The sequence below is a fragment of the Pantoea allii genome (assembly GCF_002307475.1).
GTDB classification, from domain to species: Bacteria; Pseudomonadota; Gammaproteobacteria; order Enterobacterales; family Enterobacteriaceae; genus Pantoea; species Pantoea allii.
In genome coordinates, this window is sequence record NZ_NTMH01000040.1 from 90,224 (window position 1) to 111,726 (window position 21,503).

The 21,503-nt window shown below is 55.3% G+C and carries 16 protein-coding genes; 12 read left to right on the forward strand and 4 right to left on the reverse strand.

Annotation, left to right across the window (positions count from 1 at the left end):
- Nucleotides 1–36: 36 nt before the first annotated feature.
- Nucleotides 37–1,218, reverse strand: coding sequence for a L,D-transpeptidase family protein (locus tag CMR03_RS17485; protein ID WP_096012160.1), 1,182 nt, complete (start codon nucleotides 1,216–1,218; stop codon nucleotides 37–39).
- Between the two features lie 195 nt (nucleotides 1,219–1,413).
- Nucleotides 1,414–3,228 (reverse strand): glycoside hydrolase family 15 protein, encoded by a 1,815-nt coding sequence (locus tag CMR03_RS17490; RefSeq protein ID WP_096012161.1) that lies wholly within the window; start codon nucleotides 3,226–3,228, stop codon nucleotides 1,414–1,416.
- Between the two features lie 156 nt (nucleotides 3,229–3,384).
- On the opposite strand from CMR03_RS17490, the gene CMR03_RS17495 reads away from it, so the two are divergent.
- On the forward strand, nucleotides 3,385–4,158 hold the full coding sequence (locus tag CMR03_RS17495; protein WP_096012162.1) for an SDR family oxidoreductase: 774 nt from the start codon (nucleotides 3,385–3,387) through the stop codon (nucleotides 4,156–4,158).
- Here the strand turns inward: CMR03_RS17495 and CMR03_RS17500 are convergent.
- On the reverse strand, nucleotides 4,152–4,733 hold the full coding sequence (locus tag CMR03_RS17500) for a DedA family protein (RefSeq protein WP_063878852.1): 582 nt from the start codon (nucleotides 4,731–4,733) through the stop codon (nucleotides 4,152–4,154). The two genes, CMR03_RS17495 and CMR03_RS17500, sit on opposite strands and share 7 nt — an antisense overlap.
- 208 nt (nucleotides 4,734–4,941) lie before the next feature.
- Here CMR03_RS17500 and CMR03_RS17505 point away from each other — a divergent pair, with 208 nt between their 5' ends.
- The 3 genes from CMR03_RS17505 (at nucleotide 4,942) to CMR03_RS17515 (ending at nucleotide 9,253) form a co-directional block, all read left to right on the forward strand.
- Nucleotides 4,942–5,529 carry a Yip1 family protein gene (locus tag CMR03_RS17505; RefSeq protein WP_063878853.1) on the forward strand — a complete coding sequence of 196 codons (588 nt, stop codon included), beginning with the start codon at nucleotides 4,942–4,944 and terminating at the stop codon, nucleotides 5,527–5,529.
- A 175-nt stretch (nucleotides 5,530–5,704) separates the two neighbouring features.
- A complete protein-coding gene (pbpG, locus tag CMR03_RS17510) occupies nucleotides 5,705–6,652 on the forward strand; it encodes a D-alanyl-D-alanine endopeptidase (RefSeq protein ID WP_096012163.1) in 948 nt (315 codons plus the stop codon).
- A 135-nt stretch (nucleotides 6,653–6,787) separates the two neighbouring features.
- Nucleotides 6,788–9,253 (forward strand): DUF3772 domain-containing protein, encoded by a 2,466-nt coding sequence (locus CMR03_RS17515; protein ID WP_096012164.1) that lies wholly within the window; start codon nucleotides 6,788–6,790, stop codon nucleotides 9,251–9,253.
- Nucleotides 9,254–9,317: 64 nt separating this feature from the next.
- Here the strand turns inward: CMR03_RS17515 and dld are convergent, their stop codons facing one another.
- On the reverse strand, nucleotides 9,318–11,021 hold the full coding sequence (gene dld / locus CMR03_RS17520) for a D-lactate dehydrogenase (protein ID WP_096012165.1): 1,704 nt from the start codon (nucleotides 11,019–11,021) through the stop codon (nucleotides 9,318–9,320).
- A 151-nt stretch (nucleotides 11,022–11,172) separates the two neighbouring features.
- On the opposite strand from dld, the gene bglX reads away from it, so the two are divergent.
- From bglX to CMR03_RS17560, 8 genes are all read left to right on the forward strand, one after another.
- Nucleotides 11,173–13,470 carry a beta-glucosidase BglX gene (gene bglX, locus CMR03_RS17525; protein ID WP_096012166.1) on the forward strand — a complete coding sequence of 766 codons (2,298 nt, stop codon included), beginning with the start codon at nucleotides 11,173–11,175 and terminating at the stop codon, nucleotides 13,468–13,470.
- A gap of 198 nt (nucleotides 13,471–13,668) precedes the next feature.
- Nucleotides 13,669–14,775, forward strand: a complete 1,107-nt coding sequence (locus CMR03_RS17530) for a suppressor of fused domain protein (protein ID WP_096012167.1) — start codon at nucleotides 13,669–13,671, stop codon at nucleotides 14,773–14,775.
- A 181-nt stretch (nucleotides 14,776–14,956) separates the two neighbouring features.
- Nucleotides 14,957–16,852, forward strand: a complete 1,896-nt coding sequence (locus CMR03_RS17535; protein WP_096012168.1) for a methyl-accepting chemotaxis protein — start codon at nucleotides 14,957–14,959, stop codon at nucleotides 16,850–16,852.
- 148 nt (nucleotides 16,853–17,000) lie between these two features.
- Nucleotides 17,001–17,534, forward strand: coding sequence for an isopentenyl-diphosphate Delta-isomerase (gene idi, locus CMR03_RS17540; RefSeq protein ID WP_096012169.1), 534 nt, complete (start codon nucleotides 17,001–17,003; stop codon nucleotides 17,532–17,534).
- A 209-nt stretch (nucleotides 17,535–17,743) separates the two neighbouring features.
- Nucleotides 17,744–18,646 (forward strand): glycine betaine ABC transporter substrate-binding protein OsmF, encoded by a 903-nt coding sequence (osmF, locus tag CMR03_RS17545; RefSeq protein WP_241567315.1) that lies wholly within the window; start codon nucleotides 17,744–17,746, stop codon nucleotides 18,644–18,646.
- A 3-nt stretch (nucleotides 18,647–18,649) separates the two neighbouring features.
- Nucleotides 18,650–19,831, forward strand: coding sequence for an ABC transporter permease (locus tag CMR03_RS17550; protein WP_096012170.1), 1,182 nt, complete (start codon nucleotides 18,650–18,652; stop codon nucleotides 19,829–19,831).
- Nucleotides 19,818–20,753 (forward strand): ABC transporter ATP-binding protein, encoded by a 936-nt coding sequence (locus CMR03_RS17555; protein ID WP_063878863.1) that lies wholly within the window; start codon nucleotides 19,818–19,820, stop codon nucleotides 20,751–20,753. Before CMR03_RS17550 ends, CMR03_RS17555 begins: the two co-directional genes overlap by 14 nt.
- Nucleotides 20,753–21,484, forward strand: a complete 732-nt coding sequence (locus CMR03_RS17560; RefSeq protein WP_096012171.1) for an ABC transporter permease — start codon at nucleotides 20,753–20,755, stop codon at nucleotides 21,482–21,484. Before CMR03_RS17555 ends, CMR03_RS17560 begins: the two co-directional genes overlap by 1 nt.
- The last annotated feature ends 19 nt before the right edge of the window (nucleotides 21,485–21,503 follow it).

Consider the following 21,503-nt stretch of genomic DNA (forward strand, 5'->3'; position numbering starts at 1 on the left):
TGCGCTGGCTTTTTAACAACCTGAAGACGGACAGCCTTACAGGCTACCGTTACCCGCTGGAGCCGGTTGCGACGGTTGTACGGGCTGTTGCTGGGCAGGCTGTGACTGCGGCTGTACAGGCTGCTGCGGAGCAGATTGCTGTTGCTCTGCAGGCTGCGACTGTTGAGGTGCAGGTTCCTGCTGTACAGCGGCCGGATTAGCAGGCTGTGACGTCAGCGGCGTCATTGGCCCTTCCTTCGGCTCGGCATCTTCACCTTCGGTCATCTGAACGGGCGCGGGCACGACGTTGTTTTCGGGTGCGTTAACCTGAACGGGCATACCAGAGCGGTTCTGAATGGCTTTATCCACCTGAGACTGGTTGATGCTGCCATCGACCAGCACTTTGCCAACGGCCTGGGTCAGCGTAATCGGCACCAGCTCACGAGAGTTAAACTGCTCTTCCGTGGTAGACAGTGGATTATGGACTTCCATCCAACGTGAACCGTCTGGCTCAACCGAGGCTTTTACCGGCTGGTTGATAAACTGCACGCGCGTGCCAACCGGCACGTGGTCAAACAACCACTTGATATCGTCGGCACGTAAACGCACGCAGCCGTGGCTCACACGCAGGCCAATACCGAAGTTGGCGTTGGTACCGTGAATGGCGTAAAGACGACCGATATAGAGCGCATACAGCCCCATTGGGTTATCCGGGCCAGCCGGGAAGACAGCAGGCAGGTTCTCACCCCGAGACGCGTACTCAGCATGCATCGCTTTCGTTGGCGTCCAGGTTGGACCATCTTTTTTACGCTGAACGGTCGTTGTCCAGTTCAGCGGCGTGTCTTTACCCAGTTCACCAATACCGATAGGCAACACCACAACCGTTTTGCTGCCTTTCGGATAGTAGTAAAGCCGCATTTCAGCACTGTTAATCACAATGCCTTCACGCGGTGCGTCAGGTAACAGTAACTGCTGTGGGATGATCAGTTTGCTGCCAGGTTTAGGCAGATAAACGTCAACGCCCGGATTGGCTTCCAGCATATTGCTGAGGCCCATTTGAAACTGTGCTGCAAAAGCTTCCAGAGGCAATTTACTGTCCTCAGGAATGGTAATTTCAACGTTTTGCCCGGTCAGACGGCTGTTAGCCGGCGGTAAAGGGTAAACAACAGCAAGGGCTGACTGACTGAATGCCGCCAAAGCCAATGCAAGTGAAGCGAACGCGCGAATGCTTTTTTTCATATTTTACAAGTCTTTATCGCCATGTTTCAGGCTTGTCAATGTATCGAACCCATGCTGGTCACTATGACCTGCTGCGCATTATATGTTCATTAAACTGATGTTGTGAATCAGGATTTTAACCACTTTGAAATACTTTACCTGACTCACCTGCGTTATCCGCCGTTGTTCTTTACCATTTTGGGCGGAAACAGGCCCTTATGGTTGCCATAAGGTAATGTCCCCGTTCAGCTTACGGTTGAGAAAAAACGCGGCACTGATCAACGCGAGATGCGTCAGCGCCTGGGGCGTATTGCCTAATGCCTGGCCATGACTGTCAAACTCTTCAGCATATAAACCCAGCGGATTAGCGTAGCTCAGTAATTTCTCGAACTCAAAATGTGCCTCGCGAATGCGTCCGGCACGCGCCAGACATTCCACATACCAGAACGAGCAGGCACCGAAAGAGCCCTCTGCGCCCGTCAGCCCATCTGCTGGCGTTTCATGGATGTTATAACGGCGTACCATGCCATCGCTCACCAGGTTCACCTGGATGGCATCCAGCGTTGCGATCCAGTCGGGATCGGTCGCACCGACAAAGCGGACTAACGGCATCAACAGCATTGAGGCATCAAGGTGTTCACCGTGACGGGTAGAAACAAAATGCCCGCGTTCGCTGTTCCAGAAATTTTTCCAGATATCATCACGAATCTCGCGACGGGTTTTGTCCCAGCGCTCATAGGGCATCGGCAGTGAACGTTTCATCGCAAGGCGCAGGCCACGATCCAGGGCAACCCAGCACATCAAGCGGGAATGAAGGAAGTGCTCGGGCTCACCGCGCATTTCCCAGATCCCCGCATCCGGCTGATGCCAGTTATCGCACAGCCAGTCCAGCATCTCTGACACATGGTTCCAGCCACGTTGAGAAATGGCTTCGCCGTATTTATTTGAAAGATAGATGGCATCCATCAGTTCGCCATAAATATCTAACTGTTTTTGCCGCCAGGCACCGTTACCAATGCGCACCGGACTGGAGTTGGCATAGCCGGACAGGTTAAGCAGCGACATCTCCTGAAGATCCGTACTGCTGTCCAGGCGGTACATCACCTGCAGCCGCATTTCATCATGGTGGCTGTTCTCTACACAGCGACCGACCCATTCCGTAAAGTGCCTGGCTTCGTCCACGTAACCCAGCCGCATCAAGGCGTACATGCTGAATGAGGCATCGCGTATCCAGGAGGCACGGTAATCCCAGTTGCGTTCGCCGCCCAGTTCCTCGGGCAGGCCAAAGGTGGCAGCCGCAGCGATGGAGCCGTGTTGCCAGGAGGTCAACAGTTTAAGTACCAGTGCAGAGCGTTGTACCATCTCCTGCCAGCGACCGTGATAGGTGCTGCGGCTGCTCCATTCACGCCAGTAGCTCAGCGTTTCTTCAAAGCAGTTCGCGGTGGCCAGCTTTTCGATGTGGGCATCGCGTACGCTGCCAAATTCGAATTCGGCATGTTCACCGGCTTTAAGCTCAAAGCTGGCGGTGGCGTGATTGCCTTCCAGCGTCATCACCACCGTCGCCGCCAGGCGCAGCGACGGCTGATCGGTGGCGTGAAAATCAATACAGCCACGTTGTACCTCAGCGCGCGTGTCTGCACGGGCGTAATCATGACGCGGGGAACAGACCATGTTAAAGCGCGCCCGGCCGCGTACCATTTTTACCCGACGGATGATACGCGGCAGCTTATCCTGGCGATCGCAGATCGGCATGTAATCGGTGATTTCAGCCACGCCTTCTTCAGACAGCCAGCGGGTCTGTAAAATGTTGGTATCAGGAAGATAAATTTGCTGACGACGGGCGTTTTGCCAGTCGGGTGCCAGGGAAAACAGGCCTGCCTCATCGCTGTCCAGTAAGGCTGAAAACACTGACGGGCTGTCCAGTTCCGGCCAGCAGAGGTAGTCAATAGTGCCATCGTTTGCGACCAGCGCGCAGGTGCGTAAATCGCCTATTACGCCATGATCGTCAATCTTACGTTTAACCTTACTCATCGGTTTCTCCCTGTCAGTGTCAGCCTTAACTATAGCCGGGTGCCTGCATACCGCTTCGTTCTGGCACAGATCGTTAACCTGCCCGCTGCTCCGCCCGCTAAGGGCACAATTTTCATTGCGGTATATACTTTTCATACACTTCCAGAGGAGACCGTCATGACTACACCACAACGAAAAGTGGCAATCGTTACCGCGTCGGATTCAGGCATTGGCAGTCGTTGTGCTGAAATGTTAGCAGAGCAGGGATTCGATATTGGCATCACCTGGCGGTCGGACGAAGAAGGCGCACTGCGAACGGCAAAACGGGTGGAAGATAGTGGGCAACGCGCCGAGATGATCCAGCTCGACCTGGCCGATCCACCCGCCGGAGGCAAAGTGCTGCAGCAGTTGATCGATAAGCTGGGCCGCATCGACGTTCTGGTCAACAATGCCGGAGCAAATTTCAAAGCCGACTTTATGGACGTGACCTGGGAAGACTGGCGTAAGACCTTTAGCGTGGATGTGGATGGCGTTTTTATCTGCGGGCAGGTGGCGGCACGCAACATGATTAAGCAGGGGCAGGGCGGACGCATCATTAATATCACCTCCGTGCACGAACATACGCCGCTGCCGGGTTCCGTCGCTTACACCGCAGCAAAACATGCGGCAGGCGGATTAACCAAGTCGATGGCGTTAAGTTTGCTGCCGCACAATATTCTGGTGAATGCGGTGGCACCGGGCGCGATTGCCACGCCGATGAATAAAATGACCGATGCCGATGCTCATAACGTCAAAATGCCTGAGATTCCTGCGGGCCGCCCGGGTGATACCCATGAAATTGCCAGTATGGTGGCCTGGCTTAGCTCCGAATGGGCCACCTATACCACCGGTCAGTCCTTTATTATTGACGGTGGCTTTATGCTGGCGAACCCGCAGTTCAAGGGTTACTGATCGTCAGCTCGACGGTTATTCCAGTGGCGAATCGCCCAGCGCAGCACGAAGGCAAACACCACGGCGGCAGCCAGCCATAAAAGGTGTTTAAAGTGCTGATCGAGCTTGTGCAGCCAGGGGGCGATAATGCCGCCTGCAAAATAGCCGAGCGTGACAAACAGCAGTGACCAGATAGCCGCCCCGATGATGTTAAGCACCAGAAATTTCAGCGGATTAAGGCGGCTTGCACCAATAATAATCGGGCCAATCAGGCGAAAGCCGTACATAAAGCGCGCGCCAATCACGAACAGGCTGGGGCGGCGCTTGATCAACCGGTTGGCTTTAACAATTTTGTCCTGATGCTTTTTAAAGCGCCGTAAAATACGGGTACCAAAGCGTCTGCCAACCCAGTACAGCAGCTGATCGCCCATAATGCCGCCCGCCATTGCCGCCAGCACCACGCCGGAATAATGCAGTAACCCCTCATGAGCGGCCACGCCGCCCAGCAATAAGAATGTTTCTCCTTCGGCAATACAGCCGATAAACAGTGCCAGATAGCCATACTGCGTAATTAATCCGTTGATATCCAAATGCAAGATGCACTCCCTGTGTGAAGACATTTTCTTTCAGTTTATACCTGATTTGTTACGTCATCCGTTTACGCGTTAATAAGCGATCTTTTTTGCCGTTTTTTTGCACAAAGTCCACAGAAATTGCCTTGCCGTTTATACTGTAAGCAATGCTGCCCTTACGTGGTTCCTGCATCAGAACGGGGTAGCCCAACTGCATCAGAGGAGTAAGCGTATGAACCATGTCTGGGGTTTGTTAGCGCATCCTAATCAGGAAATGCGCACTATCAAGCAAGAGAACGAAACGGTTTCGCACCATTACACTCATCACGTTCTGTTGATGGCGGCCATTCCGGTCATCTGCGCCATGATCGGAACCACGCAGTCAGGCTGGAACCTGGGTGAGGGGCAGTATGTACAGCTGAATATGCTGACAGCATTGGGCTTAGGTATTCTGTTTTATCTGTTGATTTTGGGCGGCGTGGCGGTGATGGGGCGGGTTATCCACTGGATGGCGCGTGACTATCCTCAGCGTCCCGGCGTCCAGCGCTGTACCGTGTTTGCGGGCTACGTGGCGACACCGCTGTTTTTAAGCGGCCTGGTGGCGCTCTATCCACTGGTATGGCTGTGTGTATTTGCGGGCGCGCTGGCGTTGCTGTATACCGGTTATCTCTTGTACGTGGGCATTCCGCTGTTTCTGAATATCGACCGGGATGAGAGCCTGCGGTTTTCCAGTTCCACGCTGGCCATCGGCGTACTGGTGTTTGAAGTTTTACTGGCCTTGACGGTGATTCTGTGGGGCTACGGCCCGAACCTGTTTTAGCACCCTGTTGCCGCTTCACCAGCGGCAACATCTTTTTAACGCTCAGAAACAATCTCACCAGGAAAAGTTCACGGCTTCAGCGTATGATGCTGCGGCCAGCCCGCGCTCTGCCTGCTCAGTCGTCGGCGGCCTGTGTTTTCACAGCGCACAATCTTAACCGGGTCTTTTTTCCACGATGCCTGCAAAAATTCGCTTTTCACTGTTAACGCTGGCGCTGCTCGTTTCCGGGCAGGTTTTCTCACTTCCAGCACAGGCGACCACCACGCTGTCGCAAATGGCCCCCATTGCTCAGCCGCAAATCGCCTCAGGCAGTGCCCTGATTGTCGATCTGACGAGTGGCAAAACCTTATTCTCCAGCCACCCCGACCGGGTGCGGCCTATTGCCTCGATCACGAAACTGATGACGGCGATGGTGGTGCTGGATGCACATCAGCCAATGAACGAGATGGTCAAGGTTGATATCAGTCAGACGCCGGAGATGCGCGGGGTGTTTTCACGCGTGAAGCTGAACAGCCAGATCAGCCGCCGGAGCATGCTTATGCTGGCGCTGATGTCATCAGAAAACCGTGCGGCGGCCAGCCTGGCCCATGCTTATCCCGGCGGATACAATGCCTTTATTAAGGCGATGAATGCCAAGGCGCGCGCGCTCGGGATGAACCATACGCACTACGTGGAACCCACGGGGCTGTCGATCCAGAACGTTTCCAGCGCAGAGGATTTGGTGAAGCTGTTAAAAGCCACGCGCGAGTATCCTCTGATGGGCGAACTGAGTACCACCAAAGAAGAAACCGCCGTCTTTACGCACCCCAGCTATGCGTTGCCGTTCCGTAACACCAACCATTTAGTTTATAAAAATGGCTGGCACATTCAGCTGACCAAAACGGGCTATACCGATGAAGCGGGACACTGTCTGGTCATGCGCACCATGATTAAAAACCGGCCGGTCGCGCTGGTGGTACTGGACGCATTTGGTAAATATACTCATTTTGCCGATGCTAATCGTCTGCGTGACTGGCTGGAAACGGGCAAAGCTGCCCCGGTTCCGGCTGCTGCGCTGGCCTACAAAAAACAGAAAGCGGGTGAGGTTGCCAGCAACGCCGCCAGCGGTTCTACTGAAGAATAAAACCTCGCCGGGTCGTTGCTGGCGGCCCGGTCGATATTGATCGGTATTCCTATAGTTTCATGGCAGGCGACCACCTAAACTACCCGCAAATGGCGAGGGTGATTCGCCTGATTACTGTGCCGGAATCTCATTCATATGCTTACGTTACGATCGTTTATTGTTCTGATATTTTTAGCGTCGTTCACCCTTGCGCCTGCGTTAAGCGTTGCCGCGGATGATCCGGCTCAGGCGACCCCCGCGACGCAGCAGCCCGATGACAAGCCCAAGGTCAACGCGTCAGTCGATCTGCCCAAAATGCAGAAAATCCTCGACAAAATTAAGAGCCAGGTGTCCGTTGAAAGTGACGAGAACAAGCTCAGCCGACTTAATGAAATGGCGCTGGAGCTATCAGGCAATACCGATACGCTTGCTCAGGCTTTGCAGCCCGATCGTCAGCAGCTCGAAGCTCAGCTGGCGGTGCTTGGTCCGGCACCCAAGCCGGAGAGTGGCGTAAAAGAGACGGCAGACGTCACGCGCAAACGCAGCGCGCTGGAAAGTCAGAAAAGTAAGCTCGACGATCAGATTAAGCAGGCGGAAGGCATTAAAAACAGCGCCTTGATGCTGTCATCGCAAATCGTCAACCTGCGTCGCGATCAGCTAAAAAACAAACTGGCACTTAACTCCGGCAGCATTTTTGGGCCGCGTTTCTGGTCGCCGGTATTTAGCAGCCAGGATCTTGACGATGAAAAAATTGGCGATTTCTTAAGTGAGCTCAAGAATACCGCCTCGTTGTCCTGGGAATCGGGCTGGCGTCTTGGCACGATTGGCTGGTTGCTGGCCGCCGTGCTGGTGATGACGCTGGGACGCCGCTATGGTGAAGAGTTTTTAGCCTGGGTCAGCATCAACAAATTGCCGGAAGGACGCCTGCGCCGTAGCTTTTTAGCGACCGCCGTGGCCCTGACCAGCCTGGCGGCGGTGGTACTGACCTTTGCGTTTGTGTCCCAGGCCTTTACCCGCCGTGATGAAGTGTCCAGCGACGTGCAGGATTTTATCTACCGCCTGGTCGAATTAAGCGTTTATAGCGGTTTGATTGCCGGGCTGGGGCGTGCCTTCCTGTCCACGCGTCGCCCAAGCTGGCGTTTACCCACCATTTCCAATGAGGTGGCGCTGGCCCTGAAACCTTTCCCGCCGATTACCGCACTGTTGGTGTTTATTTTCCAGACGGTGGAGTCCTTTAACTACACCGCCGGTACCAGCCTGAATACCAGTATTTTTGCCAATGGCCTGACCGCCTTGCTCATCGGCAGCACGGCGCTGGCAATCAGCATGCGCACCAAGCGCGTACGTCGGCGTCTGGCCCAGGAAGGAACGCCGCCGGAAGCGCGCTCTACGCTGGTCGGGCTGATTCAGATGGCCCTGACGCTGACCTCCCTGACGATTCTGGGGTCGCTGGTGATTGGTTACGTCACGCTGGCGCGGTTTTTAAGCTACGAGCTGGTGTGGTGTGGCATTTTGTTTGGTTCGTTTTACATACTTAGTCATCTGATTAATGACGGCTGTGAAAGTCTCTTCTCAGTCAATAACACCACGGGCAAGCGCATTCAGGGCTCACTGAATATAGATGAGCGCCACCTGCAGCAGGTTGCCATCATTCTTGCGGCGATCGGCAAAACCTTTCTGATCTTGTTCGTGGCCCTGGCGTTGCTGAACGGCACTTTTGCCTCCTCAACCCCGATTGAGCTGCTGCAAAAGGCGATTGAGTTTTGGGGCGGTAAGGGCCTTGAGTCGCTGAATATTGTCCCGGCGCACCTGGTTAACGCGCTGCTGTGCCTGATCGTCGGCATTTACATCCTGCGCTCGGTACGTCGCTGGCTTGATAACGACTTCCTGCCAAAGACCACGATGGACAGCGGCATGCGCATGTCATTGGTGACGCTGTTCAGCAACGTAGGCTATGTCCTGATTATTTTGCTGACGCTGTCAATCATGGGGCTACAGTGGAACAAACTGGCCTGGATCGTCAGTGCCCTGTCGGTAGGTATTGGTTTCGGTCTACAGGAAATCGTTAAAAACTTTATTTCCGGTCTGATTTTGCTGACCGAACGCCCGGTCAAAGTTGGGGATTTGGTGACGATCAGCGGGGTTGAGGGGGATATTCGCCGCATCAACGTGCGTGCCACCGAAATTCAGTTAGGGGATAAATCGACAGTGATCGTACCTAACTCGCAGTTCATCTCTCAGAACGTGCGTAACGCCACCATGGGCAATGCCCAGGGCGTAGTGACCATTACGCTCACGTTCCCGCTGGATATTGATCCGGTGCGGGTACGGGAGATCCTGCTGGAAGTATATGAGGAAAACGAGCGCATCCTGGAGAACCCGGAACCCTCGGTGTCTTTCAAAGATCTTACGTCCCAGGGCATTGTGCTGAGTGTCACCGGCAACGTCGCCAGTCAGCGCCAGATCGCCGGGGCAAAGAGCGATCTGCTGTTCGATATCCTGACCCGCTTACGCAAAGAGGGCATTGTGCTGTCTACGCCGCAAACCATGATTATTGAGCGCCGCCAGCTGGTTGCTGCTGACGCGGCTTCTGACCTGACGTCAGACGAGCAGCCTCGCTAAATAAACGGGCGGCCGTTTTTGCCAGCCGCCCGTATTTCTCTGTGTAGATATGCTTTTTGCGCAATCAGGGCTGCTTTACCGCCCAGCCTTTCAGTTTACTGGTTTTACCAATTCCCGGATTAAAGCTGTTTGTCGGATCGAGCTTGCGATAAAACGAGGCCAGCTGCGGCTGGGCTTCATAAAGATGCCCGACGTTATGCTCTGCCGGATATTCCGCGCCGCGAGTATGCAAAATGGCCAACATCTTTTCTTTTAACGCATGCACGTCAACGCCTTTTTTCACAATGTAATCCTGATGGAAGACATGACAGAAGAAGTGCCCGTAATAGAGGCGATGGCTTAATGACTGGGTAATCTCATCAGGCAGGTTTTCAAACCACGCTTTATCGTTACGACGCAGAGCAATATCCAGCGCCAGAATATCTTCCACCTCATCAGCATGAACCGCGTGATAACGCACCGCCGCGCCTGCTGCGGCAAACCGATGCAGGAAGGCGTGCGCTCCCTCTTTGCCCTCACATTCGAAAAACTCGCCACCGCCCTCGCGAAAAAACTCACGCAGGTAGTCGCGTGCTTCCGCAATGCCGTCGCCCGACATTTTCAGCATCAAATGATGTTGGTATTTATCACGGTACTGTTTCATGCGCCTGGGAAGATGGGCAGGAAAGAGACGGCTGAGGCGTTGCAGCAGTCGATCGCTTAAATGGGGTTTGATAAACGATACTTTACTTAACCAGCCATCAACCCGGCCTTTGAGCGTGAAAAACAGCGGCATCTTGTCGGTGCCGAGCTTATCAATCATCAGGAAGGTGTCTTTGCCATACACTTCGGCGATGTCGTAAATATCCCGATGCATATATTCAGCGGCGACGGGCAGGTTTTTAAAATTCGCCAGCATATGACAGCGCAGATCGCCCAGTACGCTGGCATCATTGGTGCCGATATAAAACACCTGCTGCTGGGGTTCGCGCGCAAATGTATCCAGGCGCACCGCAAACACCGCCAGCTTACCTGCGCAGCCGGACGCCTCAAACAGGCGGCGGGCATCGGCGTTAAAGCGGGCGGGCGTATCGGCATGGACGTCGCGCACGCGTTCGGCATAGTCGTGGTCGGACGCATGGCGGCCGTCATGCAAAACGTCGTTCGGTTGCCAGCGGTCATCGTCCAGCCGTCCCAGAATTTCTTCCGGCGAGGTACCCAGATCGATACCGAGATGGTTGACTAACTTCAGCCGTCCCTGGGCATCAATTTGGGCAAACAACGCCATCTCACTGTACGCCGGGCCGCGCTTGATCAGCGAACCGCCGGAGTTGTTGCAGATGCCGCCCAGCACCGACGCGCCAATGCAGGATGATCCAATCACGGAATGCGGTTCACGGCCCAGCGGCGCAAGCATTTTTTCCAGCTGATACAGCGTACTGCCCGGAAAAGCCAGCACCTGTTTGCCCTTATCGATCAGCTGTAGCTTATCCAGCCTCAGAGTACTGATAATCACCAGCGGGCGGTCGTAGTCGTTCCCCTGTGGCGTCGATCCTTCAGTCAGGCCGGTATTGGCTGCCTGCATCAGAATAATGGCATCCGCATTAACCAGCGTTTGCAGTACGCGCCACAGTTCCAGCAGCGTCGCAGGAAAGACCACGGCCAGAGCATCTCCGTCACCAGAACGGAAGCCTTTGCGATAGCGGGCGGTGTGAGCAGCCTCGGTAAGTAGGTTACCAGAGCCGACCAGGCGGCGGAGATCGGCGATCAGGGCAGAAGGTGTCATCATGGGCAATTCCCTTGTCTTATGCATGCGTCATTACTGTAGCACGTGAGTTGCATTGGGCGCAGTGTGATAGCGGCAGGCTACATGCTATGCTCTGAAGATGGCATCCTGCATTTAGTCGATATTGCGCAGTTACTTAAGAGAACCCAACCTGATGAAATGGATTTGCTCTGTTAGCCTCGCTGTTTCCCTTGCTATGCAACCTGCATTTGCCGGGGAGCCCACCGCTCACCATCCTATGACCGAACAGGCGCGTGATGCCTACGTGAACAACCTGCTGAAAAAAATGACCCTGGACGAGAAAATCGGCCAGCTACGGTTAATCAGCGTGGGGCCGGATACGCCAAAAGAAGCCGTGCGTGAGATGATCCATAAAGGTCAGGTTGGCGCCATTTTTAATACCGTAACGCGTCAGGATATTCGCGCGATGCAGGATCAGGTCATGCAGTTGAGTCGCCTGAAAATTCCCCTGTTTTTTGCTTATGACGTGGTACACGGGCAGCGAACGATTTTCCCTATCCCGCTGGCACTGGCATCAAGCTGGGATCTCGACGCCGTGCACGATGTGGGCCGTATTTCCGCCTATGAAGCGGCGGACGATGGGTTAAATATGACCTGGGCACCGATGGTTGACGTCAGCCGGGAACCACGCTGGGGCCGGGTTTCAGAAGGCTTCGGTGAGGATACCTATTTAACCTCTGCCATGGGGCGCACCATGGTGCAGGCGATGCAGGGCAAAAGCCCCGCGGACCGCTACAACATTATGACCAGCGTGAAACACTTTGCGCTCTACGGCGCGGTGGAAGGCGGACGGGATTACAACACCGTGGATATGAGCCCGCAGCGCATGTTCCAGGATTACCTGCCGCCGTATAAAGCCTCGCTGGATGCCGGCAGCGGCGGCGTGATGGTCGCGCTGAATTCAATTAATGGCGTGCCCGCCACGGCCGACAGCTGGCTGCTAAAAGATCTGCTGCGTCATGAATGGAAATTCAAAGGGATCACCATCAGCGACCACGGTGCTATTAAAGAGTTGATCAAGCATGGTGTGGCCAGCGATCCGCAGGACGCGGTACGTATCGCCATTAAATCTGGCGTCGATATGAGTATGAGCGATGAATACTATAGCCAGTATTTGCCCGACTTAGTGAAGCGTGGCGTCGTCAGCAAAGCCGAAATCGATGATGCGGCACGGCACGTATTAAACGTGAAATACGATATGGGATTATTTAACGATCCCTACAGTCACCTTGGACCGAAAGAGAGCGATCCGCAGGACACTAACGCGGAAAGCCGTTTACACCGTGCTGAAGCCCGTGACGTGGCGCGCAAAAGTATGGTGCTGCTGAAAAACCGCCTTGATACCTTACCGCTGAAGAAATCCGGCACCATTGCCTTAATCGGACCGCTTGCCGACAGCCAGCGTGACGTGATGGGAAGCTGGTCGGCGGCGGGCGTCGCCAAACAGTCAGTTTCGCTGCTGCAGGGCATGCAAAACGCGACGGAAGGCAAAGCCACGCTGCTGTATGCCAAAGGTGCCAATGTGTCAGATAACAAAGGCATTCAGGACTTCCTCAACATGTATGAACCGGCCGTAGCCGTCGATCCGCGTTCGCCGCAGGCCATGATTGATGAGGCCGTCGAAAAGGCGAAGCAGGCTGATGTGATCGTGGCGGCGGTAGGGGAAGCGCAGGGCATGGCGCACGAGGCGTCCAGCCGCAGTAATCTGATGATCCCACCTTCGCAACAGAAGCTGTTAGCCGCATTGAAAGCCACAGGCAAGCCGCTGGTGATTGTGCTGATGAATGGTCGCCCATTGACGCTGGTTGATGAAGACAGAATGGCCGATGCCATGCTGGAAACCTGGTTCAGCGGCACGGAAGGGGGCAATGCTATCGCGGATGTGCTGTTTGGCGATTACAACCCATCGGGTAAACTGCCGATGTCCTTCCCCCGTTCAGTGGGACAGATTCCGATCTATTACAACCATCTTCCAACCGGTCGTCCTTACAATTTTGCCAAGCCGAACAAGTACACATCACACTATTATGATGCGGAAAACGGCCCGCTTTATCCGTTTGGTTATGGTCTGAGCTACACCACGTTCACCGTATCGCCGGTCACGCTGTCATCAGAAACAATGGCGCACAACGGCAGCATTGATGCCAGCGTCACCGTGACTAACAGCGGAAAAGTGGATGGTGCAACCGTAGTTCAGCTTTACCTGAACGATCCGGTTGCCAGCATCAGCCGTCCGGTAAAAGAGTTGCACGGCTTTAAACGCATTATGCTGAAAGCGGGTGAATCCCAGCAGGTCACCTTCAAGATTGACGTTGATGCGCTGAAGTTCTGGAATCAGCAGATGAAGCAGGTTGCCGAGCCGGGCAAATTCAACGTGATGATTGGTCTGGACTCTGTCCGTACGCAAAACACCCAGTTTACCTACCAGTAATCCTCAGTACGGCCAGCGTCCCTGGCCGTGCGGGTGTAAGAACCGTTTCCCCTTCGGGGGAGCGGTTCTTACCCCTCTGCTTCTCATCCTGCCTGAACACTTCCACTTTGAGAGTTTTACCCTTGCCTGTCATAGCGACAGACGTGATCCTGCTCTAACCTCGGGGAAAATGGATTCCTCAAGTATTGACGAGGCGCTATGACGTATCAATCACTGATTGCTGAAGTCCACAATCAGCAGCGCACCCTGACGGCCATTGTCGAACAGGATGCGCGCACTGCTTATTTCTATATCTGGCCCACCGATCTGTTTCGTAGCCAGTTTGCGGTGCGTGGCTGCTGGTTACGTAACCTGCTACCTGCCCCTGTCGAGGAAGATCATCAGGCCATGGAGCAGGGCATTGCCCCTCTGCTGAGTGCGGAATACTGCCGTAATCTGGACGCTGAACCGCCACTGGATGCGGCGGGCCTGCAAATACTCTGGGAACCGGGCGATGCGGGTGCGGCACTGTGGTACTACGGGCAACTGCTGGCGGTGATCCCAGGCTGGAGCCTGTATCAGGATAAACAGGTCAGCTTTTCAGCGGGCTGTATCAAAAAGAACCGCCTTACCGCACCGCTCGGGTCTGCCTCCACCAATCATTACTATGCGCTTGCCGAACAGCAGCGCCAGTTCTGGCGTGAATGGCACGACGGAAGTGAATGGGACAAGGTGCAACAGGATTTACTGGCCTGCTATCAGGCGCAGTTTGGTGAGTCGGTAAAATACTATGCTATCGATCAGGGTAACTGGCCGCCCATGGCCCTGTCTCAGCACTATCACCAGGGCATCTGGTATTTCCTGACGCTGGGTATGAGTATTCGTCCCATGCCGCAGGTCGATTTTCTGTTTGATGAGTTGGCACCACAGTATCGCCGCGCAGAGTTGGCGATGGCGGTCGATGGCGAAGTGATGACTGAAAGCAATGCGGTACAGATGGCCAGTGCACTGGCGGAATTTGTGCATCTGCCCTGGGCGCGACTGACCTGGCTGGGTGAGGGACATACGCTGGCGTCCGAGGTGGCACCGGTGGGGTTTGAAAGTTACCTGTTAGCGAACGAACTGGCCCCGGAAAGTGCCCAGTTTTCGTTGCCGCGGCGCGAGGGTGACCGGCCAACGCTGCTGTGGGCCACGCCTGTCACCGAAGCGGAACGCCAGTTTGCCCAGAGCGAAGCCCAGGGCGGGCAGCACCTGCGTGAGCGGCTCTCCGCCAGCGGGAATACCCATATATTCCGCCCGCGCGAGCAGGTCGTGAAGACAGAATAATCACCGCAGACAGGGCGGTGATACCGCCTGGCTTAAAAAAAAGTTACTGACCTGGCGTAATTAAATTTCTTTATTGTTAAATGACTTGTTAAATTTGTGATCTGGTCTACTCAAGTTCCCCTTTGCCGTGCCGTTAACCCCGATCAGGCAATAGCGCCACGAAAGGTCCAGGGGAACAATGATGTTAAAGACCACGCAATCCCGCTTCACAGCAACACTCATCGGCTTTTTTGTTGCGCTAGTGTTAATCACTGTTTGGGTGATCAACCAGTTTGTCGCACCGCAACTGGTCGACAATGAAAGCCGCCTGATTCGCTATCAGGTGGATTCCCTGGCAACGGGCATTGTTGAGCAAATGAACCGTGTGCAGGCACAGCAACGTGCCATCACCGAGGCCGCGTCGGTGATCGACAGCGCCGCCATCGACACCTTATTACCAGCATTGGTCAACCAGTATCAGGACAGTAACGTCTTCGGCGGCGGGATCTGGCCTTTACCCAATCGTCGGGAGGCGGGTAAAGAGAAAGACAGCAGCTTTTTTGCGCGCGATACCAGCAACAAGCTGCAGGTTAATACCTACTGGAACTCTGATGCAGCCGACAAATACTGGGAGCAGCCCTGGTATAAAGACGGTATGGCGGCACCAAAAGGGCAGTGCGCCTGGGCTAAAGCCTATCAGGACGCCGCCAGCCCACAGCCGCGTACCAACTGCGCCATGGCAATCTACCGCGACGGCTCCGTCTGGGGCGTTTCAACCATCGACGTTACGCTGGGTTTCTTCAACCAACTGGCTAAAAAAATGGGCGAGGCGATTCATGGAGACGTACTGATCGTTGAGGCCGACGGCAAAGTCGTGGGTAACGCGGCGCTGGTTAACGGCACGCCAAAACTCGAAAACCTGAGCGATCTGCAAAATCCGATGGCGGCACCGCTGAAAGCGATGCTGGCTAATGCGGGAACGAAGTCAACGGAATCCACTTACAGCGGCAATGACGGCGAGCAAACGCTGTTTCTGCAGGCCATTCCGGGCAGCCCGTGGTATCTGGCCAGTAGCGTATCGTCCAGCCTGCTGAAAGCCCAGTCTCACAATATGCTGATGCGCCTGGGTCTGGTGCAGATCCCACTGGCCATTATTCTGTTGCTGGTACTGTTGGGTTTTATGCGCGCAATGATGAAGCGTTTGAGCATGCTCAACCAAAATATCGAAGCCTTGTCGACCGGCGGTGCCGATTTAACCCAGCGTCTGCCAGCCAGTAACAGCCCGGAGTTTAATGCGGTAGCGCAGAGCTTTAACCACTTTATCAGTTATCTACAGGGGTTAATGCAGCAGGTGGGCAGCAGCGCGCTGGCCATATCCGCAGCGTCGCGTGAAATTGCCAGCGGCAACACCAACCTTTCGTCACGAACGGAAGATCAGGCCAGTTCGATTGTTGAAACGGCGGCCTCAATGGAGCAGCTGACCGGCACCGTCCGCCAGAACGCCGACAATGCCACCCATGCTAACCAACTGGCCGGTGAAGCTTCGAAGGTTGCGGCGCGCGGAACGGAGGTTGTCCGTCAGGTGGTAACGACCATGGGCGAGATTCACCACTCTTCGCGTAAGGTGGTCGATATCATCAGCGTCATCGACAGTATCGCCTTCCAGACCAATATCCTGGCCCTGAACGCCGCTGTTGAAGCGGCACGTGCTGGCGAACAAGGCCGGGGTTTTGCCGTGGTCGCATCGGAAGTGCGCAACCTGGCGCAGCGCTCAGCCAACTCAGCCCGCGAAATTAAAAAACTGATTGAAGAGTCAGTCGCTAATATCGATGCAGGCAGTCAACTGGTTGAACAGGCAGGCCAGACCATGGACGAACTGGTGCAGGGCGTAAGCAGCGTGACGACGCTGATGAGCGAGATCATGGCCGCCAGCCGTGAGCAGAGCATGGGCATCGAGCAGGTTAACGTCGCGATCACACAGCTTGACGGGACGACTCAGCAGAACGCCGTGTTAGTGGAAGAGGTGTCTTCTGCCGCTCAGGCGATGGAAGCGCAGAGTCTTCAACTGGAACAGGTCGTACAGAGTTTCAAACTGTAATCGACAGTCAGGCCAGCCTCGGCTGGCCTGACGTTTTCTGCCGTAAGGGCCGTCCTCTGACAGATTTGTGCATAAACAGCACAATTTTTTCCCCTCAACCCCTCCGATCTTGTGCCAGAATAATGAGGAATAAACTCAAGGAATCCTCATGTCTGCTATTGAAGTTATCCTCGTCGACCATCTTGATCGTCCCACCGGCAAAATGGAAAAGCTGGAAGTGCATGAAAAAGGATTACTGCATCGCGCGGTAACGGTGTACGTTTTTAACGCCCGGCAAGAGCTACTGCTTCAGCGTCGCGCCAGTGATAAATATCACTGCGGCGGATTGTGGAGTAATACCTGCTGTGGACATCCTTATCCTCATGAATCCACCAAAGATGCGGCCGAACGTCGCCTGCGTGAAGAAATGGGGATGATGCTGTCGCTTTCCCCCATCTTTGAGCTGAGCTATAACCTGCCGCTCAGTAACGGGCTGACAGAGCATGAGTACGGTCATGTGTTTTTCGCGGTCAGCGACGAGCTGCCACAGCTTAATCCGCAAGAGGCGGACGCATTTGATTATCGCTCGATGCAGGACATTGCACAGCAAATGCAGCAGCAGCCGCAGCAGTTTACGCCCTGGTTCCTCCATACGTTTCCCCGTATTCCTGCCTATCTCGACCGTTTCAACTTCCCGGCCTAACCTGCGCACCCTGACCAGTGCGGTCAGGGTTTAGCGGTATCTGATTTCAGGACAAAACAGGTCGCGCAATGCGATTGCCAGGCTACGCTTTTATTGCAGCGAATAAAATATTGCAGCGAATAAAAACGGTGGGCGCGCCTGTTACGGTATTCACACGGCCAACCGCTACTCCAGGTGAATGATTTAATAAGGAAAGTAACATGGCAAACATGCGCGGTTTGGTCGGCATCAGCGTTTTACTGCTTAGTCTGGGGATGGCGCACGCTGCCGATCCGGTACGGGTGGGCTCCAAGATTGATACGGAAGGTTCCCTGCTGGGCAATGTCATTCTGCTGGTGCTGGAGAAGCACGGCGTCAAAACTGTCAATAAAATCCAGCTCGGTGCCACTCAGGTGGTGCGGGGGGCAATTACCGCAGGAGAGCTGGATATCTATCCGGAATACACCGGCAACGGCGCCTTCTTTTTTAACGACGAAAAAGACAGTGCCTGGAAAAATGCCCGGGAAGGCTATGAAAAAGTCAAAAAACTGGATGCCGAGAAAAACCATCTGGTGTGGCTGACGCCCGCACCGGCTAACAACACCTGGACCATCGCGGTGCGCAATGATGTAGCCGAGAAAAACCAGCTTAACTCCCTGGACGATCTCAGCGCCTATTTAAAAAAAGGCGGCACCTTTAAGCTGGCGGCTTCAGCGGAATTTATCGAACGCGGCGATGCACTGCCCGCATTCGAAAAAGCTTATGGCTTTACGCTTAAGCAGGATCAGTTGCTGTCGCTGGCGGGAGGCGATACTGCTGTCACTATTGGCGCCGCCGCGCAGCAAACCTCCGGCGTCAACGCCGCCATGGCTTACGGTACCGATGGCCCGGTTGCCGCGCTGGGTCTGAAAACCCTGAGCGATCCTAAAGGCGTTCAGCCCATTTATGCTCCCACACCGGTCGTGCGTGAAGCGGTCCTCAAGGCTTACCCCCAAATGGACGCGTGGCTAAAGCCCGTTTTCAGCGCGCTGGATGAAAAAACATTGCAGCAGTTGAACGCCAAAATCGCAGTCGAGGGCCAGGATGCCAACAGCGTGGCGAAAGCGTGGTTAGTTCAGAACAAGCTGCTGTAGCCGATGTTGCTATCGCAGGAAGCGCTAAACCGCTCAAGGCGACAGCCGGTGGCCCTGGTGCTGGTTCTGTTACTGAGCCTGATGCTGAGCTGCCTGCCGTTTGTCAGTTTTGCCGCCAATCGTCTGGTGGCAGGGCAGCCGCTGATGTTCTGGCAAACGGCGCATGGCATGGTGATTCTGCCCCTGCTGGCTTTGCTGTGGTTGCTGGTGTGGGCCAGACCAACGCGTGTCCGTTTTGCGCTGCAGTTAATGAGCGCAGCCCTGCTGCTGGCCGCGATGATCTGGCTCAGCGGCGATCAGGCCAGGATACTGGCCGAACAGGGCAGCCAGTTAGCACGCACCCGTTTTGCAAGCGGCATGTGGTGCGCCAGTGCCGTCACGTTGTTGCTGATCACGGACACCGCACGGGCGTTAACCCGTTATAAAGTGTGGCAGCTGTTACTGAATCTCCTGGTATGGCTTCTTCCCCTCTGGCTGCTGTTCAGCGGCCAACTGGCCCATCTTTCCTTACTGAAAGAGTATGCCAATCGCCAGGCGGTGTTTGATGCGGCCTTACTGCGTCATCTGACGCTATTAGCCGCGACCGTGCTGCCTGCTTTGCTGATCGCCTTCCCGCTGGGGAGTGCACTTTACCGCTATCCTGGCTGGCAAAGCAGCGTATTCGGCGTGCTGAATGTGGTTCAGACGGTGCCCTCCGTGGCGCTGTTTGGTTTATTAATCGCCCCGCTGGCTGGGCTGGCAAAACGCTTTCCATGGACAGGCACGTGGGGAATCAGCGGCATTGGCATGGCGCCCGCGCTGATTGCGCTAGTGTTGTATGCGCTGTTGCCGCTGGTACGCAGCGTAGTCACCGGACTGCAACAGGTGCCGCCGGAGGTGCGCGAAAGTGCGCGCGGCATGGGGCTGACTGGCAGACAACAGTTTTTCGCGGTGGATGTGCCGCTGGCCCTGCCGGTATGGCTGGCAGGTGTGCGAGTGGTGGTGGTGCAGACGCTGGGCATGGCGGTGGTGGCAGCCCTTATCGGTGCCGGCGGATTCGGCGCGATTATCTTCCAGGGGCTGCTGAGCAACGCACTGGATTTAGTGCTGCTGGGCGTGATACCGGTTATCGCGATGGCGGTGACGCTGGATGCGTTATTTCGACTGTTGATTTCCCTGCTGGAGAGAAAAGATGATTCAATTTGATAACGTCACCACGTTTTTTGCCGGTAAAGCCGCGGTGAAAAACCTGTCGCTGACCGTCGAACAGGGCACCTTTAGCGTGCTGCTGGGCACCTCAGGCTCCGGTAAATCGACCACACTGAAAATGATTAACCGCCTGGTGGAGTATGACCAGGGAGACATCCGTTTTGCGGGCCAGTCGATTCGCCAACTGGATGCGCAGGCATTGCGCCGTCGTATGGGCTATGCCATTCAGTCGATTGGTCTGTTTCCACACTGGACGATTGAAAAGAATATTGCCACCGTGCCCGCTTTGCTGGGCTGGTCAAAAGCGCGGCGGCGTGAACGTATTGCCGAGCTGATCGCACTACTGAATTTAGATCCTGCCTTACTCAGCCGCTATCCGCATCAGCTTTCAGGTGGACAGCAGCAGCGCGTTGGTGTCGCGCGGGCGCTGGCGGCCGATCCGGAGGTGCTACTGATGGATGAGCCTTTTGGCGCACTGGACCCGGTGACGCGCAGTGCCCTGCAACAGGAGATGCTGCGCATTCACCATCTCTCAGGGTGCACTATCGTGCTGGTCACGCACGATATCGATGAGGCCCTGATCCTGGCCGATAACATCGTACTGATGCACGATGGTGAGATTGTACAGCAGGGCAAACCGATAGAACTGCTGACCCAGCCAGGCAATGACTTTGTGCGTGATTTTCTGGGGCGCAGTGAAATGGGGCTGCGGCGGCTGGCGCTTGGGCAAGTGGGAAGTGCGGTGCGCCGTGGGGAATGGCTGGAGGCCGAGCCGGTCACCGCTGAACTGACGCTACGTGAGGCGCTATCGCAATTTATCAGCCGCGGCACGGATAAACTGCCGGTGGTGGATGCGCATCAGCAACCCCTGGGCGTTCTCTACTTTAGCGACCTGCTTCATCATTCAGAGGGCCAGTGATGCGACGGTTAGCCGATCCTCTGCTGTGGCTGGTGCTGCTCTATCTGGGACTGCTGGCGGCAATGCCTTACAGCGGTCCGCTGTTTGCTGCCTGGTTTCCCGATCTTGCCCGTCCGCTCTATCAGCAGGACAGCTTCTGGCAGCTCACCCTGGCGCACCTGTTTCTTGTGGTGACCGCCAGCCTGATGGCCATTATGCTCGGCGTGGGAAGTGGCGTACTGGTGACTCGCCACGCGGGGCGGGCTTTCCGGCCGCTGCTGGAAACCCTTGCCGCTGCCGGACAGACGATCCCGCCGGTCGCGGTGCTGGCGATTGCCGTGCCCGTCATGGGGTTTGGCGCATGGCCTGCTATTGTGGCATTACTGCTTTATGGGTTACTGCCGATTTTGCAGGGAACCTTAGCGGGGCTTGATGGTGTCCCTGCCAGCAGCCGTGAGATCGCGGTCGGTGTAGGCATGAGCAGTTGGCAGCGTTTGTGGCAGGTGGAACTTGCGCTGGCGGCGCCGGTGATTATTGCGGGGATACGCAACGCCGTCATTATCAACATTGGCACGGCCGCGATTGCCTCCACGGTCGGGGCAAAAAGCCTGGGCTCGCCCATCATCATCGGTTTAAGTGGTTTTAATACGGCCTACGTGATTCAGGGAGCGTTGCTGGTGGCGCTGCTGGCCATCGTTAGCGATCGGCTTTTTGAGCGGCTCCAGCGCCGTTTTAGCGTGAATGAACGATAAGTGAATAGCCAACCAGCAT